Consider the following 17,761-nt stretch of genomic DNA (forward strand, 5'->3'; position numbering starts at 1 on the left):
CAAGAGAGCGTTGACCCTATGTCCCAGTGCGCTAGGAATGCGGCAACGGATTTTCTTTGGAGATTGAGACCATGGCGTGGAAGACCCTCGATGAAATGCAGCTGAGCGGCAAACGTGTGCTGACTCGTGTGGACATCAACGTGCCTGTGGCTGATGGCCAAGTCACCGACACCACTCGCATCGACCGCATTGTGCCCACAGTGAAGGACATTCTTGCCGCCGGTGGCAAGCCGATCCTGCTCGCGCACTTTGGCCGCCCCAAAGGCGAACGCGTGCCGGAAATGTCGCTGCAACAACTTGTCCCCGCGCTTGAGGCTGCCTTTGGCACCAAAGTGATGTTTGCTGCCGACTGTGTTGGCCCCGCCGCCGAAGCTGCTGTAAACGCCCTGGCAGACGGTGACGTCCTTCTTCTGGAAAACACCCGCTACCACGCGGGCGAGACCAAAAACGACGCCGACCTAACCACCTCCATGGCCAAACTCGGCGACATCTTCTGCAACGACGCTTTCTCCGCCGCCCACCGCGCCCACAGCTCCACCTGCGGCCTGGCACACGACCTGCCCGCCTGCGCTGGTCGCTTGATGCAGGCCGAACTTTCCGCTCTGGAAGCCGCACTGGCCGATCCGGTCCGGCCGGTAACCGCCGTTGTTGGCGGCGCCAAAGTCTCCACCAAACTCGAACTGCTCGGCAACCTGGTGGCCAAAGTCGACAACATCGTGATTGGCGGCGGCATGGCCAACACCTTCCTCGCGGCCCAGGGCATCGATGTCGGAAAGTCACTGGCCGAGCACGACATGACCAACACCGCGCGCAAAATCCTGGCCAAAGCCAAAGCCGCTGGGTGCACCATCGTGCTGCCGACCGACGTTGTTGTGGCGCGCGAGTTTGCTGCAAACGCCGCCAATGAAACCGTCGCCGCAGACGCCTGCCCAACTGATGCGATGATCCTCGACGCCGGCCCCGCCACCGTCGCCAAAGTGGCTGAGGTGTTTGAAGCCTCCAAAACCCTGATCTGGAACGGCCCAATGGGTGCCTTTGAAATCGAACCCTTCAACGCCGCAACTGACGCCGCTGCGCTGCAAGCCGCCACCCTGACCAAAGCGGGCAAACTGGTTTCCGTGGCGGGGGGCGGTGACACTGTCGCCGCGCTGAACGCGTCTGGTGCAGCTGCCGACTTTAGCTACATCTCCACTGCAGGCGGTGCGTTCCTGGAATGGATGGAAGGCAAAGAGTTGCCTGGCGTCGCGGCCCTAAGCCAGTAACACCACCATTTGCGCAAATCGCGCAAAACTAAGGCGCAAAATTAATCCGCCCCTCAAATTAATGAGCGGTAGCGCCACCATAATTGCACCCGTTGTCCGGCTCCTCTATGAGCTAAGACAACGGGTGTTTAACCCATTATTCACAACCACTTTTTGACTGGGGACAGATATGTCAAACCAAGCTCAAGCAGAAAAAATCTCCAAAGGCCAAGGCTTCATCGCAGCCTTGGACCAATCCGGCGGCTCAACCCCTAAGGCGCTTGGCCTCTACGGCGTGAACGCAGATGCCTTCAGCACCGACGCCGAAATGTTTGACCTGATCCACGGCATGCGCTCCCGCATTGCGCAGGCCCCCGCCTTCACTGGCGACAAAGTGGTTGGCGCAATCCTGTTTGAAATGACCATGGATCGCGACATCGACGGCACCCCTACTCCGACCTACATGTGGGAGCAACGCGGGGTTGTGCCCTTCCTGAAGGTCGACAAAGGTCTCGAAGCTGAGGCCAACGGTGTTCAGATGATGAAACCGATGCCAGAGCTCGACACCTTGTGTGAACGCGCCGCCGCCAAAGGTGTGTTTGGCACCAAAATGCGCTCCGTGATTTCCGCCGCCAACGCAGACGGCATCCGCGCAATTGTGGCGCAGCAGTTTATGGTTGGTGAGCAGATCATCCGCCACGGCCTGATGCCCATCATCGAGCCCGAAGTAACCATCTCTATTGCAGACAAGGCGGAGGCCGAAGACATCCTTCTGGCCGAACTGACCGCTGCACTGGACATCCTGCCCGAAGATCAGCAGGTCATGCTCAAATTGACCCTGCCCTCCAAATCCAACCAGTACAAAACCTTGGTTGACCACCCACGCGTGATGAAAGTTGTGGCGCTGTCTGGCGGTTATTCTCGCGAAGAAGCCAATGCCAAACTCACCGAGAATACTGGCATGATCGCCAGCTTTTCCCGCGCCCTGACCGAAGGCCTGTCTGCCCAACAAAGCGACGACGAGTTTGCCGCCACAATCGCGGACAGCATCGACGGCATCTACAAGGCCTCCATCGCAGGCTAAAGCGCAACAACAGAAATCAAAAAAGGCGCTCCATTTCGGGGCGCCTTCATTGTTTGGTTGATCTATAATTCTTGCGATCAGGACATGTCAGCCGTCAACTGTTCCTGAAGCGGAACACCGCGCCATCCCACCTGTAGCCTCAAAAGCTTGCCATACACTCCTGCGCTCTTTCGATCGCGTTCTTGGGCGTTTTCAGTTTCACGGTGATAGCGCGAGGCGACCCTTGGAACGCCACAAATTCGCGGGCTTTCTCAAGATCAGTCACAAATGCCGGGTTGTCAAAAACGATGTAACCGCCTTTGAAACCACCGGCCAACGATTGCGACACAGTGGAAGCGTTGCCGGTATAGAGATTGCCATTTAACACAATAGCGATGGCGCTCTCCCCTTTGGGCGGCTCAACATCTTTCACGAAGGCACCCAGATATCCAGCATCCTGCGCCTTCGTTAACCCAGCCTGAACAACGCTATTTTCACTGCGCCATTCAATGAAACAGGAGTGCCGCGAGGTGTTTTTAAAGACGGTCCAGTACTTTGAACTCAGATATGTCTCAACGCTGTCGTCCGTGGTTGGCAGGACGTTTTCATCCGAAGCGTAAACCACGGACGCTGCAAACATCGCAATTCCTGCGGTCATACTGGAAAACAGAGACTGAACGAGTTTCAAATTGGTCATTGGCAATATTCCTTCCTCAAATGAGTTTCGAACTGATCTTCCGACCGGTCCCTTTTGGTAATTTTCTTGTTAGGGTAGAGGATAACCAGCGTTTGGTCTACCACGCAGGAACCACTCTCTGCAGAGCGCCTTTTAAGATTTTCGAATGCGACAATCGGTGTTTCAAAGCCAAAAGCTCCGTTCAAATCAGAAAAACGCACCGTCCGTTGCGTTCATAAACGCAACGCATTGCACGCCCCAAATATGCACCTCTGCAAAACAGTCGCGATACAGACACATTACCGACGTCCAATATCGCCATTTTTGGCCGGGTTAACGCCCTACCCCAACCGTTCAATGATGGCGTCCACGTCCATCCCGCGCACTGCTCCGGGAAACACCCCGCGATCCCCTGCAACTCGCGAGCCAACATAGCCCTCGGCCACCGCAGACGGCGCCGATTTCATCAAACTTGCCGCAGTTAGAAGTACTGCCAGACTCTCCACAAACCACCGCGCCTCAGCCTCTGTCGGAAACCCCGGCCAGCGCGCCATATGCGCCTTTAAGGCCGCATCATAGCGGGCATCAGATCCGGTCATCGACGACAGCACAGTCATCAGCACCTCACCCGCCATCGGCTCTTTCATCAACGCGCGCAACACGTCCAGGCAAATTACGTTGCCAGAGCCTTCCCAGATGCCATTGAGCGGCGCCTCCCGATAAAGCATCGGCATCGGTGTCTCCTCGACGTAACCCATGCCGCCCAGCATCTCCATCGCCTCGGCAATCACGCCAATACAGCGTTTGTTGTTGAGGTATTTTGCCAGCGCAACGCCAATTCGCGCCAGCGCCCGGCTCTCTGCATCGTCCCGATCAAACGCGCTGGCCAAGAACATGCCCACCGACAGCGCCGCCTCTGTGTCCACCGCCAAATCAGCCAGCACAGCGCGCATCAACGGCTGGTCAATCAGCCGCTTTTGAAAAGCTGAGCGCGAAGACACCCACCAATGTGCTTCTTGTATCGCTGCCCGCATCAGCCCTGCCGGGGCCAAAACCGTATCCAACCGTGTGTGGTGCACCATCTCGATGATGGTCCGCACCCCGGCGCCCTCGGCTCCAACGCGGTACGCCAGCGCATTGTGATATTCGATCTCACTACTGGCATTGGCCTTATTGCCCAACTTGTCCTTAAGCCGTTGAATCTGAATGCCATTGCGCTCACCCTCCAGCCAGCGTGGCACTAGAAAACAGGTCAGCCCGCCCGCCGCCTGCGCTAGCGTCAGGAACCCGTCACACATCGACGCGGAACAGAACCACTTGTGCCCATTCAGCCGATACGCGGCGCCGTCTTTGCTGGCTCGCGTGGTGTTGGCTCGCACATCGGACCCACCTTGTTTCTCCGTCATGGCCATACCCAGCGTGGCGCCCCGTTTAGTCGCAATGGGCGTTGTACTTGGATCATAGACCCCAGAGGTCAAAAGCGGTGTCCAAACCGCCGCCAGATCCGGCTGATGACGCAACGCGGGCACCGCCGCGTAAGTCATTGTCAGAGGACAAGCCACACCCGGCTCCAACTGCGCCATGTAATAGGTCAGAACCGCATGGGTCGCATGTCCACCCGCCTTCCCGTCCCAAGCTGCAGAAGCGTAGCCCGCTTCCAATCCAGCTTGCATCACCGCGTGATATCCAGGGTGGAACTCCACTTCATCTACACGTCGTCCAGAGCGATCAAACGTCTTCAATCGCGGCACATCGCGCCGCGCGTCTTCTGCCGCCTGTCGCAAGGTTTCACCACCCCATTTGCCTCCTACTTGCGCCAGATGTTCTCCCCGTGCACCGGCTGCAATCGCATGCTCTCTCAGCGCCCGATCCTGCCTCCAAAGATCCATCGCGCGCTGCGGTTCAGGTTGGTTAAAAACCTCATGTGATCCTAACTGCGACACCGGCTGTGATATGGTCATATCTGGCTCCTCCCGCACCCAGCCTGACCTCAGAACACCACTCTGCCAACATTCCCGTCACGTCACAAAAATAAATGAAAAAACTTGCTGTTAAGGGATTCACAGAGCGAATCACCTAAGATATAAAGAAACCAGACGCCGCAAAGGCGCACTCAGAGGCAAGAATGACAGCATCTTCCACCAAACCGGCCCTTGGCGCGCTTGCGTTTTTTGGCATCGCTTTTACGTTGGCGACCTACTTCACTTTCGCCGCCGTGCAGGGTGATTATGGCCTGTTTCGTCGTGTCGAGATTCTGGCAGAGAAGCAGCAGCTCGAAGCAGAACTGGCTTTGGCGCAGGCGGAAGTGACTCACATGGAAAACCTCACCCGTCGCCTCTCTGATAGCTATTTGGACCTTGATTTGCTGGACCAACAAGCCCGTGACGTGCTTGGAATGATCCGCGCGGACGAGCTTGTTATTCGCTGAATCCGCTAGCGTTCTGACATTACAGACCTTTTTCCACTCGCAACCCATGCGGCGATCCGTTACCCTTCTCACAAGTTTGGTTTAACGCTAAACCAATTTGTCTTTGGGAGGAGCCACCATGGCGGCAAAACGTGCTGCAAAGAAGCCCAACGTCTCGGGCGAAGAACTCACGCAATACTACCGCGACATGCTGTTGATCCGCCGCTTCGAAGAGAAAGCCGGCCAGCTTTACGGCATGGGTTTGATTGGCGGGTTCTGTCACCTCTATATCGGTCAGGAAGCGGTGGTTGTTGGCCTTGAGGCCGCGACTGAAGATGGTGACAAGCGGATCACATCTTATCGCGACCACGGCCACATGCTGGCCTGCGGTATGGACGCCAACGGCGTAATGGCGGAGCTTACGGGGCGCGAAGGTGGCTACTCCAAAGGCAAAGGCGGTTCAATGCATATGTTCTCGAAAGAGAAGCATTTTTACGGCGGCCACGGCATCGTTGGTGCACAAGTTCCCCTTGGCGCGGGCCTCGCGTTTGCAGACAAATACAAAGACAACAGCCGCGTGACTTTCACCTACTTTGGTGACGGTGCCGCAAATCAAGGCCAAGTCTATGAGACATTCAACATGGCCGCGCTTTGGGACTTGCCGGTGATTTTTGTGATCGAAAACAACCAATACGCCATGGGCACCGCCCAAGCCCGTTCCACCTCCTCTCAAGACATTTACAAGCGAGGAGAAGCCTTTGGTATTCCAGGGGAAATGGTCGACGGTATGGACGTTCTGGCTGTCAAAGATGCCAGTGAGAGAGCTGTGAAACACTGCCGCTCAGGCAAAGGCCCCTACATCCTTGAGGTCAAAACCTATCGCTATCGCGGCCACTCCATGTCCGATCCCGCCAAGTACCGCACCCGTGAGGAAGTGCAGAAAATGCGCGAGGAACGCGACCCAATTGAAAACGTGCGTCAACTGCTTCTGACCGGTAAACATGCCACCGAAGATGACCTGAAGGCGATTGATAAAGAGATAAAAGCCATCGTGAATGCCTCGGCTGATTTTGCCAAAGAGAGCCCGCTGCCGGATGAGGCAGAACTCTGGACCGATATTTACGCGTAAGCTGACGAGAGGACTTTTAAATGGCTACCGAAATTCTCATGCCCGCCCTCTCTCCCACGATGGAAGAAGGCACCCTGGCCAAATGGCTAGTCAAAGAGGGCGACACCGTGCAATCTGGTGACATCCTTGCAGAAATTGAAACTGACAAAGCCACAATGGAGTTCGAGGCCGTCGACGAAGGTGTAATTGGCAAAATCCTCGTGACTGAAGGCACCGAAGGTGTTGCCGTGAACACGGCGATTGCCATCCTCGCCGAAGACGGTGAAGACGTGAGCGCAATTGAGGCTACCCCTGTTGTCGCGCCCGACGAGGCGGCGCCGGCCGCCACAGCACCTGCCGCAGCGCCCGCACAGGCTGCTCCTGCGCCTCCCACGCCCGACCTGACACCGGATTGGCCCCAAGGCACCCCGATGAAAACCCAAACCGTGCGCGAAGCCTTACGCGATGCCATGGCTGAGGAAATGCGAGGCGACGAAGACGTCTATTTGATGGGTGAAGAAGTCGCAGAATATCAAGGCGCCTATAAGATCAGCCAAGGTCTTTTGGATGAGTTCGGCAGCAAGCGCGTGATTGACACACCAATTACCGAGCACGGTTTTGCCGGTATCGCAGTTGGTGCGGCTTTTGGTGGTTTAAAACCAATTGTTGAATTCATGACATTTAACTTCGCCATGCAAGCCATTGACCAGATTATCAATTCTGCCGCAAAAACACTTTATATGTCCGGCGGTCAGATGGGTGCCCCAATGGTGTTCCGCGGCCCCAACGGCGCAGCCGCCCGCGTCGGCGCGCAACATAGCCAGGATTATGCTGCTTGGTACGCACAAATTCCAGGCCTCAAGGTAGCGATGCCCTATTCAGCCTCAGACGCCAAAGGCTTGCTAAAATCGGCGATCCGCGATCCAAACCCAGTCATCTTTCTTGAAAACGAGATCATGTACGGGCGGAGCTTCGAAGTGCCCGACATGGATGATTTCACTATTCCGTTTGGCAAGGCCCGCATCTGGCGCGAAGGTTCTGACGTGACCATTGTGAGCTTTGGCATCGGCATGCACTACGCGCTTGAAGCCGCAGATAAGCTTGCGGAAGACGGCATCTCCGCTGAAGTGATCGACCTGCGCACCCTGCGCCCAATAGACTACGACACTGTGATCGCCTCTGTGATGAAAACCAACCGCTGTGTGACTGTGGAAGAAGGCTGGCCGGTGGGTTCCATCGGTAATCACCTTTCCGCCACCATAATGGAACGCGCATTTGACTATCTGGACGCTCCGGTAATCAACTGCACGGGCAAAGACGTCCCAATGCCTTATGCGGCCAACCTCGAAAAACTGGCGCTGACAACCACGGATGAGGTCGTCGCCGCTGTTAAACAAGTAACCTATCGCTGAGGAGACACGGATATGCCCATTGAAATCCTCATGCCCGCCCTTTCCCCCACAATGGAAGAAGGCACATTGGCCAAATGGCTGGTCAAGGAAGGTGACGAAGTCTCCTCCGGCGACCTGTTGGCGGAGATCGAAACCGACAAGGCCACGATGGAATTTGAAGCTGTTGAAGACGGCGTGATTGGCAAAATCCTTGTGCCGGAAGGCTCCGAAGGCGTTGCTGTGAACTCGCCGATTGCGGTTTTGCTCGAAGACGGCGAAAGCGCTGGTGATATTGGGGCTGTGGCCTCGGCATCAGCACCGGCGCCTGAAGAGGCGCTGAAGACGGAAGCCGTCACCGACGCCGCCGCTACTCCTGTTCCGACGGCACCTGCCGCGCCTCTGTCCGCCGGTGGAAGCCGTGTCTTTGCCTCTCCTTTGGCAAGACGCATTGCGGCCAACAAAGGCCTCGATCTATCTGGCATTCAAGGTTCTGGACCTCGCGGGCGCATTGTGAAAGTTGACGTCGAAGGCGCAACCGCGGCCCCAGCATCCAAACCAACCGCGACTGTCGCTGCACCATCTTCCGCGCCTGCCCCTGCAGCAAAACTGCCTGCCGGTCCAGATGCCGAAACCGTGCTCAAAATGTACGCGGATCGCGACTTCGAAGAGGTCGCGCTGAACGGTATGCGCAAAACCATTGCCGCACGCCTCACCGAGGCCAAACAGTCGATCCCGCATTTCTATCTGCGCCGCGATATCAAACTCGATGCTCTGTTGGCGTTCCGCAGCCAGCTCAACAAACAGCTGGAGAAACGTGGTGCAAAGCTGTCTGTGAATGACTTCATCATCAAAGCCTGCGCACTTGCATTGCAAGAGGTGCCGGACGCCAACGCCGTTTGGGCCAACGACCGCATCCTGAAGCTGTCACCATCGGACGTGGCAGTTGCGGTGGCCATCGAAGGTGGTTTGTTCACTCCGGTCCTGAAAGACGCTGAGATGAAATCTCTTTCGGCCCTGTCGGCGGAGATGAAAGACCTCGCCACTCGCGCGCGGGATCGCAAACTGGCCCCGCATGAGTATCAGGGCGGCAGCTTTGCCATCTCCAACCTTGGCATGTTTGGCATCGACAACTTCGACGCGGTGATCAACCCGCCGCATGGCGCGATCCTGGCGGTTGGGGCCGGTACCAAAAAGCCGGTTGTGAATGCTGAGGGCGATCTAGAAGTCGCGACAGTGATGTCTGTAACTCTGTCGGTCGATCACCGTGTGATCGATGGGGCGTTGGGCGCCCAGTTGTTGAACGCGATTGTCGACAATCTGGAAAACCCAATGGCCATGTTAGCATAAGCCAAACAACCAAACGACAAAAAGGACCGCATCAAGCGGTACTTTTTCTTTTCAAATCAACACCCTGTTAGCCGTTGCTACAGTCGCCAATATCCTGATTCATATTCACCGCAGGCTGATCACACCCCGCTTCGCCGACCACCTTGGCCGGAACGCCCGCCACGGTGGAACAGGGCGGCACTTCCTGCAATACAACCGAACCAGCCGCCACACGGCTGCAATGCCCAACTGTGATGTTGCCAAGCACTTTAGCGCCCGCACCAATTAGTACACCATCGCCAATCTTGGGGTGGCGGTCCTCTTCTTCTTTCCCGGTCCCACCAAGTGTCACCGAATGCAACATCGACACATTGTCTCCGACCACCGCAGTCTCACCGATCACAATCGAATGCGCGTGGTCGATCATAATGCCTTTGCCAATTTTGGCCGCCGGATGAATGTCGATTCCAAAGATCTCGCTGGTGCGCATCTGGATGAAATAAGCCAAATCGGTTCGTCCCTGTCGCCAGAGCCAATTCCCAATCCGGTAAGCCTGGACCGCTTGGTACCCTTTGAAATACAGGATCGGCTGCAATAGTCGATGGCACGCCGGGTCACGATCGTAGATTGCACTCAGATCAGCCCGCGCTGATTCAGCAATCGCCGGATCAGACGCAAACGCCTCGTCAGCAATCTCGCGCAGGATCACCATCGACATCTCATTTGACGATAGCTTAGCTGCAAAACGATAGCTCAGAGCCCGCTCAATTGTGCGATGGTGCAACACACATGCATGCACCAATCCGCCCATCAACGGCTCTTCTTTCACAGCGTCCTCAGCTTCGCGCGTAATTTGCTGCCAGACCGGATCAAGTTCGGTCACTTTGGGTTGCATCTCAGCCATTTTGGTCCCCTCATTCTCCCTGCCAGTCTACACCACCTAAGCAGAAAGCCGCAAATTCAAAGGCGTGAACGCAGCAAAAACCAAATCGAATGAAACACAAATTGGTGAACCTATGCGACTGATGCGATCAATTGCCTAAAGGTATTGACCGAAACGGCCCCGGCCCAGTCACTGAAGAAACCTGAGAAACCTCTGCCACTACATCCGCAAGCCCCCCGTCCACAGCCTGATCCGCAGTTGAATATAACCATTGTGGCTCAGAGATGTGGACCTCTCTCAATACGTCCGAGCCGCGCCGAATACGCAGCAAGTAGAGTTCACTTTCCTCGCCAAGCGGTACCTCATACCCGTCCCAGGAATCTGCGTCGATCCGAGTGCGCCTGATCCAGTTCAATCCGATGTCACCGTTGAGAAAAGTCCCACACCTCAAATGAACCGGAGCATATGGCCGCAATCCAACTCCAGAAAAGGTTTCACCATGATGCGTAAAACTTGAATCATGAAGTCCCCTTTGTGCGGGACCAATCCTAAAGTTCAGAGGCTGCCCTCTGGTCTGCCTCTGCAGCAAAATTTGGGTGACCTTAGACGATAGAAACACAACCCAACTTCCGATCGGCCAAACCGCAGGCGCTATTGCATCCGACCCCAGCTGACCACGCAAACGCCGGGAAAGAGTGTATCGATTTTCACCAATCAGCTCCGCGTCCTGATACTGAAACACCTCCCACCTGTCCGGTTGGCCATCCCCGACAAAAGCAACATTTTTGCCATTGAACACATCCATTTCGCTCACACTGCGCAGCGCTCCATTGACCATTCTCACCTGCAAGGCGGCACCCCGATCCCAAGTCCCAGCACCGGCCCGCGCAAGAGCTGTTTCAGTGGTTCCAACAATTGCGCTCCCTTCAATTAAGGCATTCAATTCGTACCCCTCGTCGCTCCCACTGGAGTAAATCGCAACCGCCCCCGGCCAAGGGCGACCTGTGACCGCAATGTGGGGCGCATGTGGCACCTCCTCGCCGGTCATCAAAGGCAGATCCAAGAACAAGCTCTGAACGGGTACCGGCGGCACAAATCTACTTTTTGGCGCAACCTCTTCTTCCATTTCCGAAGGTTTGTACAGCGCCAACTCCGTACGGGCACCTTCCAAGACTTGAGCCCCTTGTTGTGTCAATCGATCAAGCCGAAAGTTTTGCTGCACCCCTGATCCAGAAGTCATTTCGAGAAGGTCACCCGCACCAACATTGATCCGGCTTGGCGGTAGAGCCAGCTTTACGCGATCGCGCGCCACCCGCGCTTCCGCAAGCCACCGCTCTGCGGTTTGCCGCCCTTCTCCACGGGTCAGAACTTCTTCGACGTCACTATGCGCTACGGCGAAAGTAGCTTCATCATGCAACACAGCCTCCTCAGAAACCGTCCCGAAATCTTGCTCTGCCTGTACAAAGCTCAATCTTACCCGCCCTGCCAGCTCCGCATCAGCCTGGCGACTGAATTCAACGTCCCCCTCAATCTCCTCAGACGCGACAAGGCACTCCGTATCAATTGTCACTTTGGATTGGTCAGACCGCATGGCAAACCGCAACACCCCGTCGCGCTCAACCGCATCAAACCCGTGGCGTAACATCAAAGGCTGCAATGCGGCTCTGCCATCAGCCACGTCCTTCTGCAAAAACCCCCGAACCACACCCCGCAAGCCGGACACGTCATAGGCGGAAATCCCTGCATTTAGGCAAACCTCCTCAACCACCGAAGCGAGCGAGCGGTTGGTCACGCGACCATTAATCCAATGACCTTTGGCATAATTTCCACCATCGCTCCAATGGTCCTGCGCGTTTGGAAACGCCGGGAACGGCCGTGCGTCCCAGGCCCAGGCAAACATGTGATCACGATCGACCATCGGCGCGCCGTAAACACTTGAAATCGGGTTCACCGCCGCATCACTGTAGTGCTCAAAAATCGCCTGATAGTACCGTTGTTGCACCTCATCGTTGCGCAACCCCGTAGAAAAATGTGGGATGGCCGACTCTGACGACTTGTCATCTAAGAACTTGTTGGGCTGATTGGGCCCTTTATCTATTGCCGCACAACCAATTTCAGTGAACCAGATTGGCTTGGATTGCGGCACCCACATTGTAGGTTGCGCCAGCCGAACACCTGCAACCCGATCATGATGATCTTGCCCCCACCAGTTGCGCAGATCTTTGTAGCGAAACACCCAAGGTTCTTGATGCGCCCCATCGGTTATTTCCGATCGCCTCTGCGCCGCGCGCGCGTCTTCAGACGGGTAAAACCAATCATAGCCTTCCCCACCCTCAATATTGGCTTTCAGGTATTCAACATCCTGAGGACCGCGCCCAGTCAGGGCATCCAAATGATCCGAATTGTCGCGCCAATCCGACAACGGCATGTAGTTGTCGATCCCGATGAAATCGATGTTTGGATCGGCCCACAGCGGGTCTAGATGAAAGTAAACATCTCCTGAGCCATCCTGCGGGTGATAGCCAAAATACTCTGACCAATCTGCTGCATAGCCCAGTTTTACGGATAGACCCAATAGGGTTCTCACTTCCAGCGCCAAGTCCCGTAAAGCGGCAACAGCCGAAAATCCTGAGAGTCCGCGCACCTGCGTCAAGCCTCGCATCTCGGACCCGATACAAAAAGCCTCAACACCGCCCGCCGCCGCGCACAACGCCGCATAGTGCAGAATGAACCGGCGATAGGACCACTCAACCGGTCCACTGTAGCTGACACTCTCTCCATTCACCTGAAAATCAGCAGCTGTTGCTGACCCAAAAAACGCTGCCACTTCGGCGTCCGCCAGCGCCGTCCCATCAGGCGACCCACTGCGTCCAGGGGCTTTTGACACCGTAATTCGCCCTCGCCAAGGCAACACCGGTTGATCAGGCGCGTTGCTCCAAGGATCGGACAAACCATTTTCTGCCATCTGCTCCATCAAGATAAAGGGATAAAACGTCACCTTTGTCCCGATCGCAGTCATATGCTGGATCGCCTGAACCACCGCTGCATCAGCTGGTGTACCGCCATAAACCGGACGGCCATCCAATTGCTCCACCGCCTGCGCCGCCGCTCGCGAAACGCCGGACACCTGCCACGGCATGTTGTCCCCATCCACGGCAACATCTTCGACTTTCGGACGCAGCGCACATTCGGCCATCCGCAGATCGCTCCCGAACCAACTCACCACCAAAGACGCCGCTTCACATTGGGGCAACTCTTCCTGCATATCCTGTAGAGAAGTCACAAAATTGGTCAAACCAGATGGTGTATGCTCATTCGCAACCCGGGTTTCTCCGTCCTCGTGGCTGCAATATACCGGGGATGTGGCCAACGCATACTCCCCGGTGCCTGGCATCAAAGCCACTGCTCTCACAGTTTCGCTGTAGTCCGAAGCTTTCTCTGGGACGTGCTCCGGGGTCGCCCGCACCACTTCAAAATTGAACTGAGGCACCCTGTTCCCAAATCGTTCCAGCGGCAGATCTTCGATCATCACATACGCTGTGCCGCGATAGGCTGGAACAGTTCCAGCCCCTTCAACAGCTTCAATCTTTGGGTCCGGCATTTGATCTGCTCCACCTGTGTATACACGCAGATTGAACTCCTCGAGCCCCACCTCCACACCATCTGCCCACATGCGCCCAACGCGCAGGATTACCCCTTCACACAACGCGATCGCCAACGACACTGAATAGCTGTAGCTTCGCGTTTTTGGCTGAGACGGCATGCCTTTACCGCCGCCGGTTTCCGATACACTTTCCTGAAACCGCGTCGCCCAAATTACTTGCCCTGCCACCCGCACCCGACCAAATACCCGCGCTTGCGCTGCGCCTTCCGCAGACCCCGTCAATCGAAACCGGTTGATCTTGCCCGTCTCGATCACATCGGACCCGGCTCCCATCAGCTTCTGGTCAATCACTCGCCCCAGCGTAGCACCTGCCAACTGCCCAATGGCTGCCGATGACACGCCTGCCAAACCGCCACCAACCGCGCCGCCAACCGCTGCCCCTGCAGCCGCCAAAATAACTGTTGCCATAACTCATTTCCCTTACTTGACCGCTGCGCGTTACACGTGATCCGGAAATTGAAACCGCGCCACGATCCGTCGTCGCCATGGCGCACTTAACGGGCTCTCGATCACCGCATGCCCGCAGTAAGCGTGGATCACCGTCGCCTCAGGCCCAACCTTGCCTGCAATCCCCAGATGTTTGGCCACTGCGCCGCTGGCCATCCGAAACAACAAAATATCTCCGCAAGATTCGTCTGTCGGGTCCTTGGCCAGCAGATTGCGCATCGCGCCTGCCCAAAGAACTTCCGTGCCATGGGCTTCTGACCAATCCTGCGTATAGGCCGGTACATTTTCAGGCTCCGCGCCATACATCTCGCGCCAAACCCCTCTAATCAGTCCAAGACAATCCGTCCCGGCGCCCTTGCAACTTGCTTGATGCACATAGGGCGTCCCAATCCAGCGCCTCGCTTCGACCACCGCACGCCTCCCACAAGACTCCCTCATCGCAAGCTCCCGCCAGTGTTGCCCCCGCTCCTTCGAGGATAACTGGTGATCCAATCCTCGCCGGGAATATCTGGAAACCCTTGAAAATTCAGTAGATTGGAGAATTTCATGCGACAGGTTGAAACCCGTTTGTCGCAGCCAGCAATCAGCAACACCTCATCACCCGCTTGAAGCTCAACCCGCAGGTCCTCCCAAAGTTCAACTCGCCGCGCACCCTGCTCTGCCACCCAGTCTCGCTTGATCAATCCTTGGGCGCCTTGTGCAGATCCACTCACCACACGCAGCTGTCCCCGCGTGAACCAACCCATCTCAAACCCGGCCAACGCGCCACAATCAAAAAGCCGACGTTGATCAACTTGCTCGACAGAGGTTTGCACCTGAAACCCAGAAGTGGACACATCAAACCGACAGGACGGATCGCCAAGCACTGCTGTGCACGGCTTCTGATACACACGCCCGCGAGGCACATTCAGTTTCTCCGACAACCCGCGCAGTTCCGCGATAAACGCGCCACCCGCTCTTTTGATTTCGCCTAGGGACCCGCGAAACAGCACACTGCGTTCACTTTCATTTGCCCAGTTCACCATCCAGGCCACAACTTCAGCATCATCCAAAAGCCCGGCTTCGATGTCCTCATCCGTCACCGCCGCATCAGATAACATCCCAACTGCCTCAGCGTTATCAACCGACAGTCCCGTGCCTTGTTCAATTGCACTCGCTGTCAATCCGGTCGCGGCCCTGAACTGAAACCCATCAAATGCCAGATCGCAATCGTGATCCGTGAACCCTAGCTTCACGCCATCTTTTCGTGTGATCCCCCAAGCCCGCGCAACGGTGGTTGCGCCAGTTTGCAAATGCGCCAACAAGTTTTCTTGAAACGCCATCAGATCCGCACCTCAATCACCGGGACACTTGGAAGATCCCCCGCTTTGAAGCTTGCCAAGCTGGTCTGAATACTGTCCGCATCAAAGCGCACCGGCACGTCAAACTCATAGCCAGCGGTGATTTCAGCCCCGAGAAACGGCGGTGTGTCAAAGGTCACAATGCCAGTTGTTGGGTCAACGTCAAAATCCACACCACCCTGCAACGCCGTGTTTTCCACCCCAACTGTCACACTGCCGGCCACAGGTTTTCGGATCGGACGCTGATATTGGTGATCACCCGAGTGATATGTCTTCACCAACTGAAACGCCGTGGTGGCGTCATCCCCCTGCCCGATCACCTGATCACTGTGACCGACATCTTTTGACGCCGCACAAGATCTGAAGTCAGCCCAATCTTTCCACCGAAAGCCGTGCAACTGCCCCCGGCGCGCTTCAAAAAACGCAATCACCGCCTCAACATCATCCAGCGACCGCATCCCCACACCAGCGTCATACCGTCGCCGTGAATGCGCCCAAGGGCTGTTGCGTTCCTCAAACCCATTCACCAGCGTCACCACCTCGGTTCGCCGTTGCGGTCCTCCCATAGAGCCAAAACTCAGATTGGCTGGAAATCGCACTTCATGAAAACTCATATCCGGCTCCTATCGGTTGCGTTTCGCTCGCCCCAAGGCACGGCTCATCTGGGTGGCGATCTGACTTTTTGAACGTTGGAAACCGTCCACATCTGGCGTTGCGATATTCATCACCACTTGCACAGGACGGCTGTCGCCCTGACTGCGCACGCCAAGCTTGCCATCCATTCCCCGCGTGAGCGGCAGAATTGCCTCTGGCCCAGCTTCCCCCATCAAACCGCGCCCCCCACGCATGGGAAATGTCACTGGCCCGTTGACCACTCCGCCATTGGCAAATGGCATCACTCGCCCCTGTGTAAAGGACGCCCCATTTTCAAACGGCAATAGATTACTCACCAACCCGCCAATGCCAGTGGCCACCACTTTGCCGAGCTGATCCGTAACTGGCTTCATCGCCGTATTGAAAGCGGTATCCATCATGGATTTCGCAAGCGTTTCCAAAGCATCCGACAGCTTCACACCGTCAAAAGCCAACCCACTGAACACTTTGCGCAAATCCTTCCCAAAGCTCTTCTCTAACGACGCTACATCTTGTCCCGCCCCACCCAGAACCTTGCGCATGTTGCTCAGTTCACTGTCAAAGCCAGCCACCATATCGGTGGCTTGACCAAGACTGGTTTCCAACGCGTCCAACTGCCCTTCAAAAGATTCGAGTTCATCCATGATTTGGCTCTCCTTTCGTATCGGGGAACGCGGTCATCAGCCGCTCAAGTTCGGGCCGCGCCAGATACCCATTCTCTCGATTTGGGCCCAGCATCAGCACCAACTCAGCCGGTGTCAGTTGCCAGAACTCGTGTGGCTTCAAACCAAGCTGTTGTACACCGGCAGTCAAAAGCTCCGACCAATCAAACGCTGCCATGATCCGCCGCCTTCAGTGGCCCAAACGCCCGCACCAAAAGCTGTGCTGCCACCCGCGCTGCCTGCAATGCCCCGCCGTCAATCTCAGCTTGGAAAAGGTCACTGGCATCCCCCTGCCACCCGCCACCACGTAGCCCGGCAACAATCAACGCCAGAACATCCCGCGAAGAGAACTGCCTCTCTTCAAACCGCCCGATCAACGCCACTAACGTGTCCGCCCCTAAGCCAGCCTCCAGCTCGGCCAATGCTCCAAGCGTGAGTTTGAGCACATGCCGATGCCCATCGATAACAAGCGAAACTTCCCCTGCAAACGGATTGGACATGTTCACACCGCCGAGAAACTCAGCGCCCCGGCGCTGGACATCGCCATCTCATAGGTCGCTTCGCCATTGTGGCTGCCTGCGTATTCGATTGACGTGATCTGAAACACACCCTCCACAATCCCAAAATCTGGAATGATCACCTGAAAGTCCGGCGTTTCGCCATCAAAGAAGATTTGTCGCGCGCGCTCATCCGTTGCGGCATCCTTGAACACACCAGACCCGCTGATCCCGGCCGATTTCATGCCAGCTCCAGCCAGCAGCTCACGCCAGCCGCCCTGGCTTTCTAGCGATGTCACATCCACACTTTCCGCGTTAAAACTGATCCGCGTCGCTCGAAGCCCGGCCATGGTTTCAAACCCACCCGCTCCGGTCACGTCCACTTTGATCAGAAGGTCTTTGCCATTTTGCGCACCCATGATC

At 56.3% G+C, this 17,761-nt stretch carries 17 protein-coding genes; 6 read left to right on the plus strand and 11 right to left on the minus strand.

Going from position 1 to position 17,761, the window contains the following annotated elements; translation table 11 throughout:
• Positions 1 to 71 precede the first annotated feature (71 nt).
• Together QOL67_RS05675 and QOL67_RS05680 are read left to right on the plus strand one after the other, a co-directional pair.
• Positions 72 to 1,262: a phosphoglycerate kinase gene (locus tag QOL67_RS05675; RefSeq protein WP_283425001.1), complete on the plus strand. Its 1,191-nt coding sequence runs from the start codon at positions 72 to 74 to the stop codon at positions 1,260 to 1,262.
• Positions 1,263 to 1,431: 169 nt separating this feature from the next.
• A complete protein-coding gene (locus QOL67_RS05680) occupies positions 1,432 to 2,325 on the plus strand; it encodes a fructose bisphosphate aldolase (RefSeq protein WP_283425002.1) in 894 nt (297 codons plus the stop codon).
• 139 nt (positions 2,326 to 2,464) lie between these two features.
• Here QOL67_RS05680 and QOL67_RS05685 read toward each other — a convergent pair whose 3' ends face one another.
• Positions 2,465 to 3,001, minus strand: a complete 537-nt coding sequence (locus QOL67_RS05685; RefSeq protein WP_283425003.1) for a hypothetical protein — start codon at positions 2,999 to 3,001, stop codon at positions 2,465 to 2,467.
• Between the two features lie 320 nt (positions 3,002 to 3,321).
• Positions 3,322 to 4,941 carry an acyl-CoA dehydrogenase family protein gene (locus QOL67_RS05690; protein ID WP_283425004.1) on the minus strand — a complete coding sequence of 540 codons (1,620 nt, stop codon included), beginning with the start codon at positions 4,939 to 4,941 and terminating at the stop codon, positions 3,322 to 3,324.
• 164 nt (positions 4,942 to 5,105) lie between these two features.
• Here QOL67_RS05690 and QOL67_RS05695 point away from each other — a divergent pair, with 164 nt between their 5' ends.
• The 4 genes from QOL67_RS05695 (at position 5,106) to QOL67_RS05710 (ending at position 9,233) form a co-directional block, all read left to right on the plus strand.
• The gene (locus tag QOL67_RS05695; protein ID WP_283425005.1) at positions 5,106 to 5,408 is read left to right on the plus strand and encodes an FtsB family cell division protein; all 303 of its coding nucleotides are present in this window, start codon (positions 5,106 to 5,108) and stop codon (positions 5,406 to 5,408) included.
• 118 nt (positions 5,409 to 5,526) lie between these two features.
• On the plus strand, positions 5,527 to 6,516 hold the full coding sequence (gene pdhA / locus QOL67_RS05700) for a pyruvate dehydrogenase (acetyl-transferring) E1 component subunit alpha (protein WP_283425006.1): 990 nt from the start codon (positions 5,527 to 5,529) through the stop codon (positions 6,514 to 6,516).
• 20 nt (positions 6,517 to 6,536) lie between these two features.
• On the plus strand, positions 6,537 to 7,907 hold the full coding sequence (locus QOL67_RS05705; protein WP_283425007.1) for a pyruvate dehydrogenase complex E1 component subunit beta: 1,371 nt from the start codon (positions 6,537 to 6,539) through the stop codon (positions 7,905 to 7,907).
• Between the two features lie 12 nt (positions 7,908 to 7,919).
• Entirely contained in the window at positions 7,920 to 9,233 is a 1,314-nt protein-coding gene (locus QOL67_RS05710; protein ID WP_283425008.1) for a pyruvate dehydrogenase complex dihydrolipoamide acetyltransferase, read from the plus strand.
• A 67-nt stretch (positions 9,234 to 9,300) separates the two neighbouring features.
• Here QOL67_RS05710 and cysE read toward each other — a convergent pair whose 3' ends face one another.
• From cysE to QOL67_RS05755, 9 genes are all read right to left on the minus strand, one after another.
• Positions 9,301 to 10,116: a serine O-acetyltransferase gene (gene cysE, locus QOL67_RS05715; RefSeq protein ID WP_283425009.1), complete on the minus strand. Its 816-nt coding sequence runs from the start codon at positions 10,114 to 10,116 to the stop codon at positions 9,301 to 9,303.
• Positions 10,117 to 10,243: 127 nt separating this feature from the next.
• Positions 10,244 to 14,167 (minus strand): baseplate multidomain protein megatron, encoded by a 3,924-nt coding sequence (locus QOL67_RS05720; protein ID WP_283425010.1) that lies wholly within the window; start codon positions 14,165 to 14,167, stop codon positions 10,244 to 10,246.
• Positions 14,168 to 14,197: 30 nt separating this feature from the next.
• Entirely contained in the window at positions 14,198 to 14,644 is a 447-nt protein-coding gene (locus QOL67_RS05725; RefSeq protein ID WP_283425011.1) for a C40 family peptidase, read from the minus strand.
• Positions 14,641 to 15,528, minus strand: coding sequence for a DUF2163 domain-containing protein (locus QOL67_RS05730; protein WP_283425012.1), 888 nt, complete (start codon positions 15,526 to 15,528; stop codon positions 14,641 to 14,643). Before QOL67_RS05730 ends, QOL67_RS05725 begins: the two co-directional genes overlap by 4 nt.
• Positions 15,528 to 16,160, minus strand: a complete 633-nt coding sequence (locus tag QOL67_RS05735; RefSeq protein ID WP_283425013.1) for a DUF2460 domain-containing protein — start codon at positions 16,158 to 16,160, stop codon at positions 15,528 to 15,530. Before QOL67_RS05735 ends, QOL67_RS05730 begins: the two co-directional genes overlap by 1 nt.
• Before the next feature lie 9 nt (positions 16,161 to 16,169).
• A complete protein-coding gene (locus QOL67_RS05740; RefSeq protein WP_283425014.1) occupies positions 16,170 to 16,823 on the minus strand; it encodes a phage tail tape measure protein in 654 nt (217 codons plus the stop codon).
• The gene (locus tag QOL67_RS05745; RefSeq protein ID WP_283425015.1) at positions 16,816 to 17,019 is read right to left on the minus strand and encodes a rcc01693 family protein; all 204 of its coding nucleotides are present in this window, start codon (positions 17,017 to 17,019) and stop codon (positions 16,816 to 16,818) included. The genes QOL67_RS05740 and QOL67_RS05745 overlap by 8 nt, the downstream gene beginning before the upstream one ends.
• Positions 17,006 to 17,341: a gene transfer agent family protein gene (locus QOL67_RS05750; RefSeq protein WP_283425016.1), complete on the minus strand. Its 336-nt coding sequence runs from the start codon at positions 17,339 to 17,341 to the stop codon at positions 17,006 to 17,008. The genes QOL67_RS05745 and QOL67_RS05750 overlap by 14 nt, the downstream gene beginning before the upstream one ends.
• Before the next feature lie 2 nt (positions 17,342 to 17,343).
• Positions 17,344 to 17,757: a phage major tail protein, TP901-1 family gene (locus QOL67_RS05755; RefSeq protein WP_283425017.1), complete on the minus strand. Its 414-nt coding sequence runs from the start codon at positions 17,755 to 17,757 to the stop codon at positions 17,344 to 17,346.
• Between the last annotated feature and the right edge of the window lie 4 nt (positions 17,758 to 17,761).

Origin of the sequence: Shimia sagamensis (assembly GCF_900182745.1) — a bacterium.
In the GTDB taxonomy this organism is placed as follows: Bacteria; Pseudomonadota; Alphaproteobacteria; order Rhodobacterales; family Rhodobacteraceae; genus Shimia; species Shimia sagamensis.

Bases quoted from the DNA above. Each gene is read 5' to 3' on its own strand.
- QOL67_RS05675 (WP_283425001.1), top strand. From the start codon at position 72: ATGGCGTGGAAGACCCTCGATGAAATGCAGCTGAGCGGCAAACGTGTG.
- QOL67_RS05680 (WP_283425002.1), top strand. From the start codon at position 1,432: ATGTCAAACCAAGCTCAAGCAGAAAAAATCTCCAAAGGCCAAGGCTTC.
- QOL67_RS05685 (WP_283425003.1), bottom strand. From the start codon at position 3,001: ATGACCAATTTGAAACTCGTTCAGTCTCTGTTTTCCAGTATGACCGCA.
- QOL67_RS05690 (WP_283425004.1), bottom strand. From the start codon at position 4,941: ATGACCATATCACAGCCGGTGTCGCAGTTAGGATCACATGAGGTTTTT.
- QOL67_RS05695 (WP_283425005.1), top strand. From the start codon at position 5,106: ATGACAGCATCTTCCACCAAACCGGCCCTTGGCGCGCTTGCGTTTTTT.
- pdhA (WP_283425006.1), top strand. From the start codon at position 5,527: ATGGCGGCAAAACGTGCTGCAAAGAAGCCCAACGTCTCGGGCGAAGAA.
- QOL67_RS05705 (WP_283425007.1), top strand. From the start codon at position 6,537: ATGGCTACCGAAATTCTCATGCCCGCCCTCTCTCCCACGATGGAAGAA.
- QOL67_RS05710 (WP_283425008.1), top strand. From the start codon at position 7,920: ATGCCCATTGAAATCCTCATGCCCGCCCTTTCCCCCACAATGGAAGAA.
- cysE (WP_283425009.1), bottom strand. From the start codon at position 10,116: ATGGCTGAGATGCAACCCAAAGTGACCGAACTTGATCCGGTCTGGCAG.
- QOL67_RS05720 (WP_283425010.1), bottom strand. From the start codon at position 14,167: ATGGCAACAGTTATTTTGGCGGCTGCAGGGGCAGCGGTTGGCGGCGCG.
- QOL67_RS05725 (WP_283425011.1), bottom strand. From the start codon at position 14,644: ATGAGGGAGTCTTGTGGGAGGCGTGCGGTGGTCGAAGCGAGGCGCTGG.
- QOL67_RS05730 (WP_283425012.1), bottom strand. From the start codon at position 15,528: ATGGCGTTTCAAGAAAACTTGTTGGCGCATTTGCAAACTGGCGCAACC.
- QOL67_RS05735 (WP_283425013.1), bottom strand. From the start codon at position 16,160: ATGAGTTTTCATGAAGTGCGATTTCCAGCCAATCTGAGTTTTGGCTCT.
- QOL67_RS05740 (WP_283425014.1), bottom strand. From the start codon at position 16,823: ATGGATGAACTCGAATCTTTTGAAGGGCAGTTGGACGCGTTGGAAACC.
- QOL67_RS05745 (WP_283425015.1), bottom strand. From the start codon at position 17,019: ATGGCAGCGTTTGATTGGTCGGAGCTTTTGACTGCCGGTGTACAACAG.
- QOL67_RS05750 (WP_283425016.1), bottom strand. From the start codon at position 17,341: ATGTCCAATCCGTTTGCAGGGGAAGTTTCGCTTGTTATCGATGGGCAT.
- QOL67_RS05755 (WP_283425017.1), bottom strand. From the start codon at position 17,757: ATGGGTGCGCAAAATGGCAAAGACCTTCTGATCAAAGTGGACGTGACC.